Source organism: Legionella waltersii (assembly GCF_001468085.1).
GTDB classification, from domain to species: Bacteria; Pseudomonadota; Gammaproteobacteria; order Legionellales; family Legionellaceae; genus Legionella; species Legionella waltersii.
In genome coordinates this window covers 110,884-126,134 of record NZ_LNZB01000060.1, presented here as the reverse complement: position 1 = coordinate 126,134, position 15,251 = coordinate 110,884, and the positions used below count along the sequence as shown (strand labels likewise).

Genomic DNA, 15,251 nt, shown 5'->3' with positions numbered 1-15,251 from the left:
TATCATGGACAGTGTAGGTTTAAAAAGGGTTTTCAAACAAAGCATCAAAGTGACGCAGAAAGTGCTTATAGCAATTATTTTCTGCTCCTCCGTAACTTTGTACGCCTTGCCTTTAACAATTTCACAGATCCCTCTAATTATGGCTAGTCCTATCCACCCGCAAGTACTGATTTTAATAGGTAACTCTCAATCCATGGATGGGACTTTGAGTGGTGCTATTATGACTGGTTCGGGATCATTAGCCTCAGGTTTAACGTCGCTGTACAACTCAAGCTCACCTGTGAATTATGCAGTACCTTCTGGATTTACTCCTCCTTTACAAGGTCCAGATGGAAGCGGAAATGCACCATACACTGTTACGAGCGGTGGAGTGAAATACGACAATGGACCTTCTCGATTAAATGTCGCTAAAGCAGGTGTTTTAGCCATTCTTAATAATTACATGGCAACCACTGATTTCGGGCTAGCCACCTATTCCACCAGTGGTGTAAACCTTTATAATACTTGGGTATACCACATGTCTCCAACCGCAAGTAATTTTGTGTTTACCAATACCCAAGTCGCTGGCAATCGCTATGTCATTAACCCCTGTTATAACTATGGATCAGCTTCTGCAACCATCCTAAGCAATTGTACTGCATTAGCTGGTCGATATGGAGCAGCAACGTTGTCTGGGAACCAATACATGCAAATCAGCAGCACAAGCGATGACCCCAGTATCAACGACGTACTCTATGCAAGTGGTTCATTTCCAGGTGCATTCAACAACTATAACGGACCGACTCCAGCAACTCCCTATCCCCCAAACCGTACTTTGGGTCAATACAATAGCGGTAGTGTAACGTTATCCTATGCCAACACGCTTCCTAACATAGGGAGCTTTGCTGTTGGACCCACTAACGCTGGTTTTGTCCCTTTTTCTCAAGAAGTTTTTTATGTTCAACGTGGCTTTGGTTATTACGGCAGCCAAAGTGCCAACACTGGAACCATTCGAGTGAACATGACTTCAGCGGGAACCTATCCTACTACAGCAAGCGTTGCCACCGCGCTAAGCGCCTTTACCCCATTGTTGCAACCAGAGACCAGCTCAACAGCGACGTCTGAAATTAAAGCAAGTGCTGTCCAAGCTCCGATTGCTGGACTCCTATCTAAAGCAAAAGAGTATATGTCAACGCTGGGAACCACCAGCGGAAATGGTTGTCCGCAAAAAAAATACGTGATTCTCATTTCTGATGGGCTACCAACTCAAGATTTAAGTGGTAAAAAATGGCCACCATTAGGTAGCGCAGCCGCTGCTGGCTATGGAGTTACTGCAACATTTAATGCGGACGGCTCGCTAAACTCAACCAATAATACGGCCGTAAGTGACGCCATCAGTAAAATAACGGAATTAAAGAACAGTGGTGTCAATGTGTACATCATTGGTCTAGGAGCAGGAGTAAATCCTAGCTTAAACCCCCAAGCAGCAGCTACGCTAACAGCCATGGCAGTAGCAGGGGGTACAGAAAACTACTATCCTGCAACCGACCCCACTTCTCTTGCTAATAGTTTAAACAGCATTCTTATTAGCATACAAAATGGTTCATTCACTACATCAGCCGCTGCTGTCAGCTCTACTCGAATAGACAGCAGTACCGTTGAATACCAAGCCAATTTCGTATCCAGCGACACTCCCTATCGAGATTGGACAGGTAATTTATACGCTATAGAGCTTGATCCAAATACTGGGGCTCCCACGAATACCACTCTCTGGAATGCGCAATCGTTACTGGATACCTTGGTCGCTGGCACTGGTTGGTCTACTAACCGTTTAGTAGCGACCTGGAACCCTACGGCATCTGCAGGTGTCCCCTTCCGATGGGCCAATATTAGTGCGGCACAGCAAGCTCTTCTGCAATCACTCGATACGCTTGGGTCTAAACGTGTAGAGTACATACGAGGCAGTGCGGAATTAGAAAAAAGGAATGGTGGAACCTTCCGCAATCGGAGCCACTACCTTGGCGACATCGTAGATAGCCAGGTCATCTTTGTTGGTGCTCCCAAAGAGCCCTATTCAACAACAAGTTATATTGCTTTTGCCAAAGCCAATGTTGATAGACAAGAAATGATTTATGTGGGCGCTAACGATGGTATGCTTCACGCAATCAATGCAACAACAGGAAGTGAAGTCTTTGCCTTTATTCCAAATGCCGTATTTAATAATTTAGAGAAAATTACCGCTCCATTATACAACCAAAACCATCTGTTCTATGTCAATGGCTCGCCTGCAAGTGGTGATGTGCAGTTTTCGAATGCCTCTTGGCATACACTCGTAGTAGGTGGTCAAAATGCTGGAGGAAATAGTATTTATGCTTTAGACGTCACTGATCCTGCAAGTATTAATAACGAAGCCAGTTTAGCGAGTTCTGTATTATGGGAGTTCACGGATACTGATCTAGGACTAACTTACAGCCAACCGCAAATTGGTATCATTAAATCAGCAAGTACCACGCAATTAAGCTTTGCTGTATTCTTTGGAAATGGGTATAACAGTTCCAGTAATAAATCCATCCTTTATGCATTGGATCCACAAACAGGAACAGTCATCAGGAAAATTGATTTGTGTGCTGCAGTTCCTACGGCATGTAACGCAGCATCTCCTCAAGGCTTGTCTACTGTTGCTCTAGCTCAATCTGATGGCGTACAAAATAGCCCGATTACAGTCGTCTATGCCGGTGATTTGCAAGGCAATCTATGGGCAATTGATGTTGATAATGTCAATGCAGCAAATTGGACTGCTCGAGTATTATTCCAAGCAAGAGATTCTAGTGGGGTAGCTCAACCCATCACGACACCTCCGACAGTGACTTTGAATCCCAATTATCCTCGAAAACAGGGATTATTCATTATGATTGGAACTGGGCAACTTTTAACGTCCAGTGATTTGCTCAGCACCCAAACTCAATCGATCTATGGTATTTGGGACAAACCTGGTAGTAGTACAACCCTAACTCGCACCGATCTGCAACAACAAACATTAACCATAGTGACTACGTCAACTTCAGGGTTACCCATGGATATCATCACGAGCACAGCAAATACGATTAACTGGAATAATAAATCAGGCTGGTATACGGATTTACCTACCGCTGGCCAACGATTGATTACAATACCCGCATTGATTAATGGTAAATTTATTGCAACAATAAATACTCCACCGCTTGATGCATGCGGTATTGCTTTCTCGTCCATGCTCTTAGAGATCAATTACCAAACAGGGGGTTCATTTAATTTTGCTCTTTTTGATTTAAGCGGTGATGGAGGATTTGACTCTGCAGACCAATACAATAACGCCTATCCGGTAGGTATTGATTTGTCGAATCATTATGCAAACTCACCAACGGTGCTCGGTCCTAATGAAAGTGGCCACATCGTCATTTTAATTACGCAGTCTGATGGAGCACAAAGTACGGTAATTAACCCTAATACGACCCCTAGAAAAGTTGGGTGGTGGCAAATTGAATAAGGGACTATGAATAAAATGAACATTGGAATGAAAAAACAAAACATCAACAGGGAGTTAGGGTTTTCATTAATTGAATTGATGATAGCCATGGTTATCTTAGGGATTTTGACTGCTATTGCCTACCCCTCGTATAAACAATACATCATGGAGTCAAGACGTTCTGATGCCCTAAGTACATTAACTCAAGATCAAATCATTTTTGAACGCTGCTACTCGCAAAATTTTTCATATGCGGCAGCTTGTGGTGCAATTCCAGTCTTTCCTCAAACCTCTCCACAGGGATATTACAGAATTACAGCCACTAACGTAACTCCAACAACCTACACCTTAACCGCGACACCTCTTGGTACACAAGTCGAGGATACGGATTGTGTGAGTATGTCTATTAATCAAGCCAATGTTAAAACTGCATTGGACTCTTCCGCAGCATCCCAACCTAAATGTTGGAACCCATAAACTAATGGTCTCACTGAATTCTGTCATGCCTGTATGCGCACGACAGAATTTTTAAAAAACTCTTTCATTCTTTTGATACATCGCTTACAGTCTCAACCCCAAGGAAAAGTCCAACTGAATGAACAATGGAAATTGTCTGCTTTTATTTAGGTATTTTATTTGTATATACCCAAGAAATCTATTTGATACCAGCTCTATTACTGCTTTATTTCCTAACCCCGAAATACCGTTTAATTCTCTATTTCCTTGGAGCCTGCAGTGTTGCTTGGATACACGAGTGCATTGTGTTTCCCAAAGGCCTTCCGGAAAAACAGGTTATTCCCTATGCAATCATTGAAGGAATAATCAGCTCGATTCCAAATCAAAATACCCATAAAACCCAATTTCATCTTTCATTGCAAAAATTCAATGATCAAGCTGCAAAGGGAGTGATTTTACTGAGTTGGTATAATCATCCACCAAAGCTTAAAGCTGGCCAAACTTGGCGCTTAAAGGTCAAGTTGAAAAAACCTAGGAATTTCAAAAACCCTGGAAGTTATAATTACACATTATTTTTATCTGCTAGACACATCCATTGGACTGGTTACATTCTTCCTAAGGGTAGTCAATTACTCAGTACCACATCCAATGAATTATCCTTATTGCCGCTCCGTGAGCGCTTAGCGAATAGCATAGCTTCTTTGGCGCATGACAAGCAAATTGCTGCAATTCTAGAAGCGTTAACCTTGAATATTGCTACCCATATCGCTCCAGAAACATGGGAGCTGTTTAGAAGGACAGGGACAATTCACCTCTTTGGTATTTCAGGTGAACATATTGCATTCATTGCAGGGATCTTATTTTATTGCTGCAGATGGATATGGTCTCGATTTCCCGCTTGTTGCTTATGTATTCCAGCACGCTCCTTTGCTGGTGTTTGCAGTCTTATTGTCGCCTTCATGTATTCACTCCTAGCTGGTTTTGAGCCTCCTGTGCAAAGAGCTTTATCGGGTTATTTTTTCTTCACATTAGGTTGTGTAGGAAGCCAACGATTCACCCCCTGGCAGATTTGGCGTTATGCACTGTTTGTGGTTCTCTGCATTGATCCTCATGCTGTATTCATGCAAGGGTTTTATTTTTCTTTTGGTGCAGTGGCATGTCTTTTAATCACTCATCAGCGATGGCAGTTAAAAGGATATCAACTTAAGTTGGCTTTACAATTAAGTTGTCTTATTGGTTTATTGCCCTTAAGTTTTTTCTGGTATGGCTATGGTTCTATTAATGGGTTTATTGCCAATCTATTTGCGATCCCTTTGGTTGGATTTTTGATTGTTCCTTTAGCCTTAATGACCTTGTTGTTCAGTTCACAGTCCTGGTCCTGGATACTGATGAAGCCGTTATCACTGTTGGTTAGTCTGTTGCTCAAAGGTTTGGCTTTAACTGAGTATTTATCAACGTTAAACATCAATTGGAGCATTCAGACAGCCCCAATGATGTTGTCCTTACTGTTTGGAATCATGATGCTTGCTATTCTCCCTACAAAACCGTTTAAACACATCGCCATTCTTTGGATTGTTATTCCATTGTTTCCCCATCAAGACAGCATTAAGTCTGGTGAGGCTCTAGTCAATGTCCTGGATGTGGGTCAAGGTTTATCCGTAGTGATTCGAACCCAAAATCATGTGTTGGTTTATGACACTGGGGATCAATTCTTTCAGGGCAGTGATTTGGGAAAAATGGTGGTTTTACCTTTTTTAAATTCAAAAGGAATAAAAAGTATCGATGCTGTTGTAATCAGTCATCCTGATAAAGATCATATGGGTGGACTTGGCTCCATTGAACAATCTCTGCCCGTAGACAGGTTAATCGTTGATGATCCAGACTATTATAACCGAGGACTCAATTGTCATACTTTCCATGAATGGCGATGGGACAAGGTTACCTTTAAATTTTTTCCCATCCACGAAGTCCTGGGTAAAAAAAACAATCATTCCTGTGTATTACGAGTAAGCAACTCTGTGAGCAGCATCTTACTGACTGGAGATATAGAAGCTGTCGCAGAAGACTATTTAGTTCGAACTTATTCGAACCAATTAAATTCTGAGGTATTCATTGTACCACATCATGGAAGCAGCACCTCTTCATCTTATCGTTTTTTGCTGGATGTAAATCCCCGCTATGCCATTGCTTCGTTAGGCTTTGATAATCGATTCCATTTCCCACATGACAAAACAACTCTTAAGTTAAAATCCCTAAATATTCCCTTTATAAGAACGGACGAAAGTGGTATGGTGCAAATCAAACTACCAAAAAATGGGCATTTATACCCCCCTGAAGTGTATAGCTAAGAATAAATCAGGCCTTACTAAAAATCGCAAAGGGCGAGGAAAACGGTGTTTTTAATGAGGGAGTTTAGATCAACTCAATAGACGAATTAAAACTACTTTTTAACGAGGAGATTGGGAGTTTTTCGTAAGTCCTGTAACTATTAAAGAGGAAATCAGCATGGGCAAGATTGTATATTTGCTAGATGACAGAAATAAAACACTATACGATGAAGACAGTGTGCCAAAACACATGAAAACCAGAGAGCCGGATGCAGCAACCCTGCTTAGACTATTAGAAAATAGATTAAATTTACTCGGGGTTACAAACATAGATTGGCTGTATTGCGCAATAACTATTGAACCCATCAGAAATCCTGTTTTTTATCCCAATAAGGAAGGCATCACAGTTCTTTACGAAAAGTCCAAATTAAATGAATGGCTTAATAAAAAAGGGGGAATAGGACTAGATCCCACCGCACTCAGCCAAAAGGCAAAACTGACTGATTATCTTGTACCAACATCGGAACAACTATTAGATTTTGTCGTTAAATCGTCGTCTATAGCACGAGAGTTCTTTGTTGACCAGTACCACGACTTCAAGCCTGAAGAGACTCAATCGGTCAAAGAACCATTACTTCCAAACAGCGACCTGGAAAAAAGATCTAGCCATGTTGAAAGAATAACTCCCAAAAGATCACGAGCCGCCCTTCTATTTCGCAGTATTTTTTGTTGCATCTCTCCAAATTCAGAACAAACAAAAGAAAAGGAACCCCATGCTCATCCAAGACCAAATTATTTCCCACAATGATAGGACAATGGATTTGGAGGATTCCATTCTCCAGATTCAAACTAGAATACTCCAAGAAGGAAATAAACCACATGTTAGTGTAGAGGAACAGTTCGCTTTACTGCAACAACTCAGTGAATTTGAGTTTGGACGGTTTTTAATCAATAACCAAGGGATTAATGGCTATTGGACGCATTATATGCTTACTCACCCTTGGGTAGGGAGAAAAACAGGTTTGAATAATCAAGGCCAAGCTTTTACTGATCTTGAGCGATTTCTCTTAGATCAAGCCCCAACAATGATCGCAACCCAACAGCGCTTTAAACTTTTTTTAAAGGAGAACCAGAAATCAGTCAATGACGGAGCAGTTTTGGCCTCAATACCTTCAGGACTGATGGGTGAGCTTTTGTATCTTGATCTGAAACAGGTGAATAACCTTCAATTAGTGGGCATTGATTTTGATGTCAATACCCTTAAGGAAGCAAGTGCTTTAGCCGAAAAATTGAAGATCAGGCAGAACATTGAATTCATGCACCTCAATGCGTGGGCACTCCCTATGCGAGACCAATTCGATCTTATTTCGAGCAATGGTTTAAATATATATGAACCTGAGGATGAGAAAGTCACAGACCTCTATAGACAATTTTATAAGTCCTTGAGACCTGGTGGAAAATTGGTAACTAGTTTCCTAACACATCCACCTATGTCTACAGAAGAGTGTGAGTGGGTATTGGATAAAGTAAACAAAGATCATTTGCTTTTACAACGAATCATCTTCGTAGACCTATTGAATGCTAAATTCCGCTGCTTTCGAAGTACAAAACAGACGCAAAAACAGCTAGAATCAGTAGGTTTTAATGGAATTCAGTTTTTGTACGATGAAGCCCATATATTTCCAACAGTCATCGCCATGAAGTAAGTTGAGTGAGGGGATAGATGGATTTAAAGACTACTGACTAAAAATAGGTGTAGGTGTCTCACGATTGTTATCCCTTCTAGCAGGCATGCTGGGTTTAAAAAATGCCATACAAAATTCCATCCCAAGCTGCAACTCCCTATTATCTAGTATCGAATTAAGCTCATATCGAGTAGAAGACATCCCATACACGCCTCGAATCCATCGGATAATCCAAAGACTGCTGCGAAGCTGCGAAATAAATAGAAACTCTGGAGCAATACTTGTTTCACTAGTCCCGTTCAACTCTGCTCTTAACCTAGCACAATCATCTGATGATAACTGATTAAGGTTCTTTCTGACCACATCTATGACTATGGTTTTCTTGGTTTTAAGGCTAAGATTTGAGTCATTACCAATTGCAGCAATAATTTCTTTTAGATCATCGTATGTTTCGACAGGTTCATCATAGTATTTTGAATTGAAAAAATAAGTATCAATATTAATCCCCTTTCTCTCAAGCAAACGATCGAGTTCCGGCGTTCTCTGAGCACCACGATTTAAAAGATCCTGGATTACAGCAAAGGGGTCTAACGCTGGAACATCTCGATTACAATGAGCATCACATGTTTCTGCCATGTCCATAGCAACCTCAATGGCTGTTTTATTTTCTGAGTTGGGGATGCTCCAATATTTGCTATACGCCTTTTCACTCTCTTCAAAGCGGTACTGACCAATTCGAATTGCAATATGCAAAGGGGTATCTCCGTCTTTAACCGCTCTTTTATCGTCAGGATCACAAGAATGAGAACTTATTTTTGCTAACTCCTTAATCCCATCCAGCAGCTCATTTTGGAATCCTTCTTTGGTTTGCTCAGGATCTAAATCAAAATGGTCTTGCACATCAGTAATGTACTCTTCAAACTCCCTAATCATATCCAGAATATCCGCTTTGCCCTGTCCACTATTGATGTAGTTTCGAAACTCAGGAATCGACAAAAGGTTTGCCCTTAGTTGCATGATTCGTTCATTCATTGCATGGCTTATTAATTGAATTTTTGCCAAGTCCTTAGGGTTTCTTTTATTCAAATGAAGACTCAGAGCGGCGCGTGTCATTTCATCGGTCGCCAAAATTCCTTTTAAAAATCGTTTCCATTTTGCATGATTAAACTCTGGGTCAGTATTTAGTCTTTTGAAAGCCTCCATCTCTTCTGAATTTGTATAGACCTTAGGATCACCTGTCATAACCAATAATCGTTTACGTGTTGGCCAATAATGGTTTTTAGAATCATGCAAATCTGGAAAACGGATTAAATCTTCTGGAGTAATGTTAAAAGAGGTATCCGTATAGCTAAAATTCGGAAGGCGAAAATGAATAAATGAAGTGACACTATTGGCTAACAACATGTCATGATCAATGGTAAAAAATTTTATGAGCGGTGGTTTTCCCACTCTTTTTATGACATAAAACCCAAAATTACCCTTATGTAAATCATCTTCTTCCAACTTGTACTTTACAGCCAGGACGCTTGCTAGAGAATCCATATCAATGCTTACAACACCTTCTTCCCTTAGTCGCATTAAAGTATAAAAATACCCATGGGGTAATTTATGAAAAAAGACATAAGGGATATCAGAATTTTCAGTGATTGCAACTTCTTTAAATGTGCCAGTAATAGGATCGACTGCTAGAAATTGGGTGCTCTCTATAGAATCTCGTTCATTGATGATCGAACCAATATCTTGACTTATGACACCAGTAATAGGTCCGCGTGCTGCTTTCTGAACTAAAAAATGCCTTGGAGTGATGCTCTTGGGCATCAACATTCGAGCTAGCTCACTAAATGCGGCTTCATTGATCGATAAAAGTGGCTCGTTGTTTTTATTCTTTTTATAAAAAGCCCGTACCTTCTCCTTACCCATAGAGCACTTCACTTTATGGATTTCATGTGCACTATTCTTAGAGCCCTTGCTACTATCCAATCCTTCAAGCTCTGTTTCTAAATAAGGCTGATACATAAGGTTGTAAATTAAATACAAATTAGATTGAATTTTACCATATTTAACTTAAGAAATGATTACACTGGACTAAGATACAGGTATTTAGTTAAAATAAACCTTTTAAAGTCACAGCAGCCTCTGCCTTGGGATAAATGAAAAACCTTTCAAAACAAAAAAAATTAATCTCATGCGTAGTTCCTATTTTCAATGAAGAAAACCTCATCAGCGAGTTTATTGCAGCTTTGGATAAAACTCTGCAAGAACTTTCATACCCCTATGAAATATTACTTATTGACGATGGCAGCCAAGACAACACCTGCACCATTATTCAAAACATAAGAAAACAATATACTCTTCGCTATGTCCGATTTAGTCGCAATTTTGGCAAGGAAAAAGCCTTATCTGCTGGACTTGAAATGGCTAAGGGCGATGCTGTGATTTTGATCGATAGCGATTTTCAACACCCACTGGAATTAATTAAGGAATTTATTATTCAATGGGAAAATGGCTACGACATGGTTTACGCGGTTAGAACAAGCCGGTCCAACGAATCCTGGTTAAAAAGAAACTGTGCCAAATTGTTCTATCAATTTGCTTCCAAGATAAATCGCATCAATATTCCTGCCAATGCAGGTGATTATAGGTTGTTGGATAGAAAAATCGTCAATGCATTGCTTACACTACCCGAACGCAACCGGTTCATGAAAGGGCTCTATGGCTGGGTTGGTTTCAAAGAGATCGCGATTCCATTTGAAGTGCAACCACGAAAAGGGGGAACCTCTCAATGGAACTTTTACTCCTTGCTGGATCTAGCAATTACAGGGATAACTTCATTTACCGCCTTCCCTTTAAGAATGATCGCATTGGGAGGTATATGCATTTCATCCATCGCACTGCTTTATGCTGCATGGATAGTCTGTTCAACTCTTCTATTTGGAGTGCAAACACCCGGATGGGCAACTATCGTCACCGCCATTAGTTTCTTCGGAGGGGTACAATTATTTGCTATCGGTGTGGTAGGAGAATACATTGGTCGTGTCTTTGATGAAGTTAAAAACAGACCTCTGTATATTGTTGATGAGGTAGCTAGTTTTGACGACAGCAAGTCTTAAGTTATCTCATCGTTTATTCTATTACATCATTATCGGTACTTCCGCCGCAGCTGTTAATATTCTAATTGTAGGCCTTCTTGTTCATTTTATTTCCATAAGTCCATTATTAGCGAATGTTCTCGGGTTTCTCATCGCATTTAATGTGAGCTACCTGGGGCATAAAAGATATACTTTTTCAAACTTAGACGATCAGAAAGAATTAAAATTAATGCACTTTTTTATAGTCGCTGCCTCTGCTGGTCTCCTCAATGAGGCCTTATATTACCTATTTTTGGAATACACCAGCATTCACTACTTAGTTTCTTTGACTCTAGTCTTAGTATTAGTTGCTGTGTACAACTTCGTTGTTTCTCGATTTTGGGCGTGTCGATAATTGAATCTGAAACTCTGCGCAATCGTTTAGAAAATCATCGCTTGTAAAGTAGTCAAACTCATGCTTCCTTGTGGTTGCGTGTTCAACCACACCAGATGAGTCTTGAGCAGGATGGCACATTATTAATGTGTCATCAGGTGCTGCCGCCAGCCATTGCCGAAACAAGTTTCTATAGTTTGCTTGCTCTGAAAAGTCATAAATTCCAGCAAAACACTGGTTATGTGGTATAAAACCTTTCTTTAACTTCGACTGTAAGATTTTGCCTCCGGTGAAGGCTAATACCTTAGTTTTTAACGAATATTTTGCGAGGTTTACCGCTGGATAGGTGGAGCGAATGTAGACTCCACTCCCTTTTAACTTCTCCTCATAAAATTGCAACAATACCTCTCTTATTTGAGGGAATTGGTGAACATGTTGGTGTCCATCAATAAAACTGGGGAATTTTCCAACCAGATCAACGTAACATTCAAATTGAGCACGTAACTCCTTGGCTATAAATTGGACATCTAGCATTCTCGCATGGGCTTTGAAAAGCAAAGTCTGTAGGCTATAGCCTATTGAGGTTGAAGCCGATAAAAAGGCCCCTTCAGTCAGATTAAAATGCAATCCAAACTTTGCATGGTCATGTAAATTGGATAAATATTTCGATTGTTCAGCAAAGTAAGGAGAATTTGCCATACAACTAGCCACAGATATACGTTGTAATTGTACAAGCTGAATGATTCCTTGAGAGACTCCTTCACTTAATCCGAAGTCATCAGCACAAAGTAGAATATTTTTAGGATAGGTCATGCGAATCCTTTATGCAGTTTCTGGTTCCTGTTTTTTTACTGCAAAGAATCGGGTGGCTAATAGATTAATACAAAGACCACTGATAACCAATAAACCTGAAACAAGCTTCCATAAATAAAATTGCTCACCTAAAAACAGAACTGAGCTTAACATACCTACTACGGGGACCATTAAAGTATAAGGCACAACTGTGCTAACAGGATGCCGAGCAATCAACCAATTCCAAACGCCATATCCTACCCAAGTAGAAATATATACGGTATAAAGCAGAGAGATGACGCCTTTCCATGTAATTCCTTGATAAGTTTCTACAAAGTTACTTGGGCCTTCAAAGATCAGAGAAATAACAAACATCGGTAGACACGCCACGAAACTACCCCATACAATAACTGCGATAAAATTAGTGGACTTCATTTTTTTTGTAATTAAATTCCCGATTCCCCAGGTAGCCGCAGCTCCAATAATGCATAAAAAACCAAGTAGAGTTACATTGTGATCAAAGTGCATTGCCACTATGCCGATACCTACAAAAGCGACTAAGGCACCAATTATTTGGCCAAAGTTCGGTTGTTCACCTAAAAATATCACTGCAAAAAACATACTAAAGAACACCTGAACTTGCATCAACAAAGAAGCCATTCCAGGAGTCATACCAACATTTAATCCAATAAAAACCAAGGAAAATTGCAGGGCAAACATAATTAAGCCATAACTTGCAACAATACCAAAAGGTGCTTTAGGAGGCTTAATAAATAAGACAGCAGGAAAACTAGACAATAAAAAACGCAAGGCGCAAAGAAGCAATGGGGAAATTTCATCAAGTCCAAGTTTAACAAAAATGAAATTGATACCCCAGGCAAAAACAACCACCAGTGCTAATAATAAGTGCGTAATAGGCATTATTTTTAGGGAAGAATTCAAAGTCACTTATTATAGCGTAAAATGCCAATAATTGCTAAGAAACCTCTAAAATTGTTTTATTTTTTTACATATTTGTGATTCGCTAAGGTGGTGGACCGATTCACCTTAGCCTTGATCGAACCGTCTAGCATAAAATTAATTAAAATAAGGTGCCAATGTTTGTTGAACACCGCTATCCAATCTCCCTGTATTTGGATTAATAACACTTACAGTATCCCCCAAATAACCAATAGCCCAAAAATAGAGATTATGAGGACTTATTCCACTATGTAGCAAATAAGGCATTAAAGCATTGATAAAGAATTGCTTCCCTTGCGATGTTTTCCAGGAAGCCTCTCCTAGGACAACTGGATATCCTGATTGATATAAAAATCCCCAGCTCCAATCAAAACGAAGGTTTGAGGGGTTCCCTGGCGCTGTTTCCCAACCCGCAACCTCTTTTGGATAAACGTGAGGAGAGAATACCAAATGCCCATTGTTGCCAGCCCTATCATCCCCTAAAAACCAGTCCATTGTCGCCGAGTTTATCTTGGGTTCTTGCTGCACTAGAGCATTCGCAAAATATTGCACATCAAACACCGCCTGGCCTTTCTTGGCTAAATCCTTATTCAAAAGGGGTTTAAAATCTTCACCCCAATTTCCTTTGAACAATACAACGTCTTGGCTGTCCCCACAGGCTGACTGGTCTTTCCAATGTGCATACCCATTAGGATCATCTTGAATTTGAGAGCGAGGCACACAAATGACGGGATTATCAAGATCATCATTACCACCCCCAGGCCCCTCAACAAATAATAACAACTCTGGATTAGCTTGATGGACTGCATTAGCCGCAGTAGCGATGACTTTCATCCAGGCAACCTGTCCGTTTCTCCCTTTAAACCAACTTAACTGATAGGGTTCGTTAAACACATCAATACCTATGACATTATCCAACTGACGGTTTTTAATTTCTGAAGCCAAAAGAGTCAGATCTTTTTCGTATTGATGCATATCATAGACAGTCCCATCACGCATCCCGTCCCCGTAGCCATTACGATGGTGAATATCAATCATAACCTTGATATTGTTCTTCTTCATCTCTTCTAAAACCACCCAAAAAGCTTGCTTAGGACTAACAGCCTGCTCACATCCGTTTCCATTGACTTGCCAAGTTTTACAAAAAACTCCATTTCCTGTAGTTGGTTGCAGTTTATTACTGAGCCCTTTGTTTAAATCCACTTGATGTTCATCATCGTAAAGCACATCCGGCTGTATTGGCAGACGAATTGTTTTAAATTGTACAGCGGATTGCTTGTCCACGCCTGAGTCAGCATAATCCCAAGGATGGGTTAGCAAATCCAGTAAGCCAGCTTTATCGGTATTAGAGCCTGTTTTGAGACTATAAAAGGGATTGCTTTGTAGTCCTTGAAATACATTAGTGTCTTGAAAACCAGACCATGATAATCCGTTAATGATGACTGGATTACCCCGGTCATCATAAATTTGGCCATTTCTTGTCATGTAGGCGTTGGCATCAAGGCTCATAAAAATCAAAAAACTAAGACTTAGCTGTTTTATTAACGTCATAATTGAATTCTCGTTTTGTTCATTAAAGATATATAATGAATTATATTTAATCATATTGTTGCTATTATTGGAACCATTAATTTCGATGTTACGGTCTTAATTGTCATCTAGATCGTTGTCCGCTCCCTCACGGTCGCGGCTCGGTTTTTTACAATGTTAACCGAGCCGCGACCGTGAGGGCTGAGGAATCGACACATTTTTTAAAAAGGGGCATTTATACCAAGGGTCAGGTGCTTCGCTGAACGGCGTTGCCTTAAGCGGTGTTATTAGGTTCATCTATCTGGCCCTCATCGGTCCGCTTGCTGACGCGCGCGGCTCGGTTCCTTCTTTGCTGTCTGAATCAAATCCCAGTCATAGAAGGGAGTGAGTCGGTCCGCTTGCTGACGTGCGCGGCTCGGTTTCTTCTTTGCTGTCTGAATCAAATCCTAGTCACAGCGGGGAGTGAACCGAGCCGTGCGCGTCAGCAAGCGGATACGGAACTATCCGCTTTCACGAATGACGCTTCTAAGGCAGTGCCATTAGGCGACGCGCCGG

11 protein-coding genes are annotated in these 15,251 nt (G+C 40.5%); 7 read left to right on the top strand and 4 right to left on the bottom strand.

Annotated elements, in window-relative coordinates; translation table 11 throughout:
* Positions 1-4: 4 nt before the first annotated feature.
* The 5 genes from Lwal_RS13740 to Lwal_RS13720 all read left to right on the top strand — a co-directional run bounded on the left by Lwal_RS13740 (position 5) and on the right by Lwal_RS13720 (position 7,973).
* A complete protein-coding gene (locus Lwal_RS13740; RefSeq protein ID WP_058481382.1) occupies positions 5-3,505 on the top strand; it encodes a pilus assembly protein in 3,501 nt (1,166 codons plus the stop codon).
* A gap of 15 nt (positions 3,506-3,520) precedes the next feature.
* Positions 3,521-3,961, top strand: coding sequence for a type IV pilin protein (locus Lwal_RS13735; protein WP_231951044.1), 441 nt, complete (start codon positions 3,521-3,523; stop codon positions 3,959-3,961).
* 125 nt (positions 3,962-4,086) lie between these two features.
* Positions 4,087-6,288, top strand: a complete 2,202-nt coding sequence (locus Lwal_RS13730; RefSeq protein WP_058481381.1) for a DNA internalization-related competence protein ComEC/Rec2 — start codon at positions 4,087-4,089, stop codon at positions 6,286-6,288.
* Between the two features lie 157 nt (positions 6,289-6,445).
* Positions 6,446-7,075: an RING finger protein gene (locus Lwal_RS13725; RefSeq protein WP_058481380.1), complete on the top strand. Its 630-nt coding sequence runs from the start codon at positions 6,446-6,448 to the stop codon at positions 7,073-7,075.
* Between the two features lie 7 nt (positions 7,076-7,082).
* Entirely contained in the window at positions 7,083-7,973 is an 891-nt protein-coding gene (locus tag Lwal_RS13720; protein ID WP_231951018.1) for a class I SAM-dependent methyltransferase, read from the top strand.
* Between the two features lie 30 nt (positions 7,974-8,003).
* Here the strand turns inward: Lwal_RS13720 and ankK are convergent, their stop codons facing one another.
* Positions 8,004-9,968, bottom strand: a complete 1,965-nt coding sequence (ankK, locus tag Lwal_RS13715; protein WP_133141251.1) for a Dot/Icm T4SS effector AnkK/LegA5 — start codon at positions 9,966-9,968, stop codon at positions 8,004-8,006.
* 134 nt (positions 9,969-10,102) lie between these two features.
* Here ankK and Lwal_RS13710 point away from each other — a divergent pair, with 134 nt between their 5' ends.
* Together Lwal_RS13710 and Lwal_RS17135 are read left to right on the top strand one after the other, a co-directional pair.
* Positions 10,103-11,062, top strand: coding sequence for a glycosyltransferase family 2 protein (locus tag Lwal_RS13710; protein WP_058481377.1), 960 nt, complete (start codon positions 10,103-10,105; stop codon positions 11,060-11,062).
* The gene (locus Lwal_RS17135; protein ID WP_083500109.1) at positions 11,043-11,435 is read left to right on the top strand and encodes a GtrA family protein; all 393 of its coding nucleotides are present in this window, start codon (positions 11,043-11,045) and stop codon (positions 11,433-11,435) included. The genes Lwal_RS13710 and Lwal_RS17135 overlap by 20 nt, the downstream gene beginning before the upstream one ends.
* Here Lwal_RS17135 and Lwal_RS13705 read toward each other — a convergent pair.
* The 3 genes from Lwal_RS13705 to Lwal_RS13695 all read right to left on the bottom strand — a co-directional run bounded on the left by Lwal_RS13705 (position 11,385) and on the right by Lwal_RS13695 (position 14,717).
* A complete protein-coding gene (locus Lwal_RS13705) occupies positions 11,385-12,227 on the bottom strand; it encodes a ChbG/HpnK family deacetylase (protein ID WP_058481376.1) in 843 nt (280 codons plus the stop codon). The genes Lwal_RS17135 and Lwal_RS13705 overlap by 51 nt on opposite strands.
* Positions 12,228-12,236: 9 nt before the next feature.
* Positions 12,237-13,127 carry an EamA family transporter gene (locus Lwal_RS13700; protein ID WP_058481375.1) on the bottom strand — a complete coding sequence of 297 codons (891 nt, stop codon included), beginning with the start codon at positions 13,125-13,127 and terminating at the stop codon, positions 12,237-12,239.
* A gap of 156 nt (positions 13,128-13,283) precedes the next feature.
* Positions 13,284-14,717: a cellulase family glycosylhydrolase gene (locus Lwal_RS13695; protein WP_058481374.1), complete on the bottom strand. Its 1,434-nt coding sequence runs from the start codon at positions 14,715-14,717 to the stop codon at positions 13,284-13,286.
* Positions 14,718-15,251 lie beyond the last annotated feature (534 nt).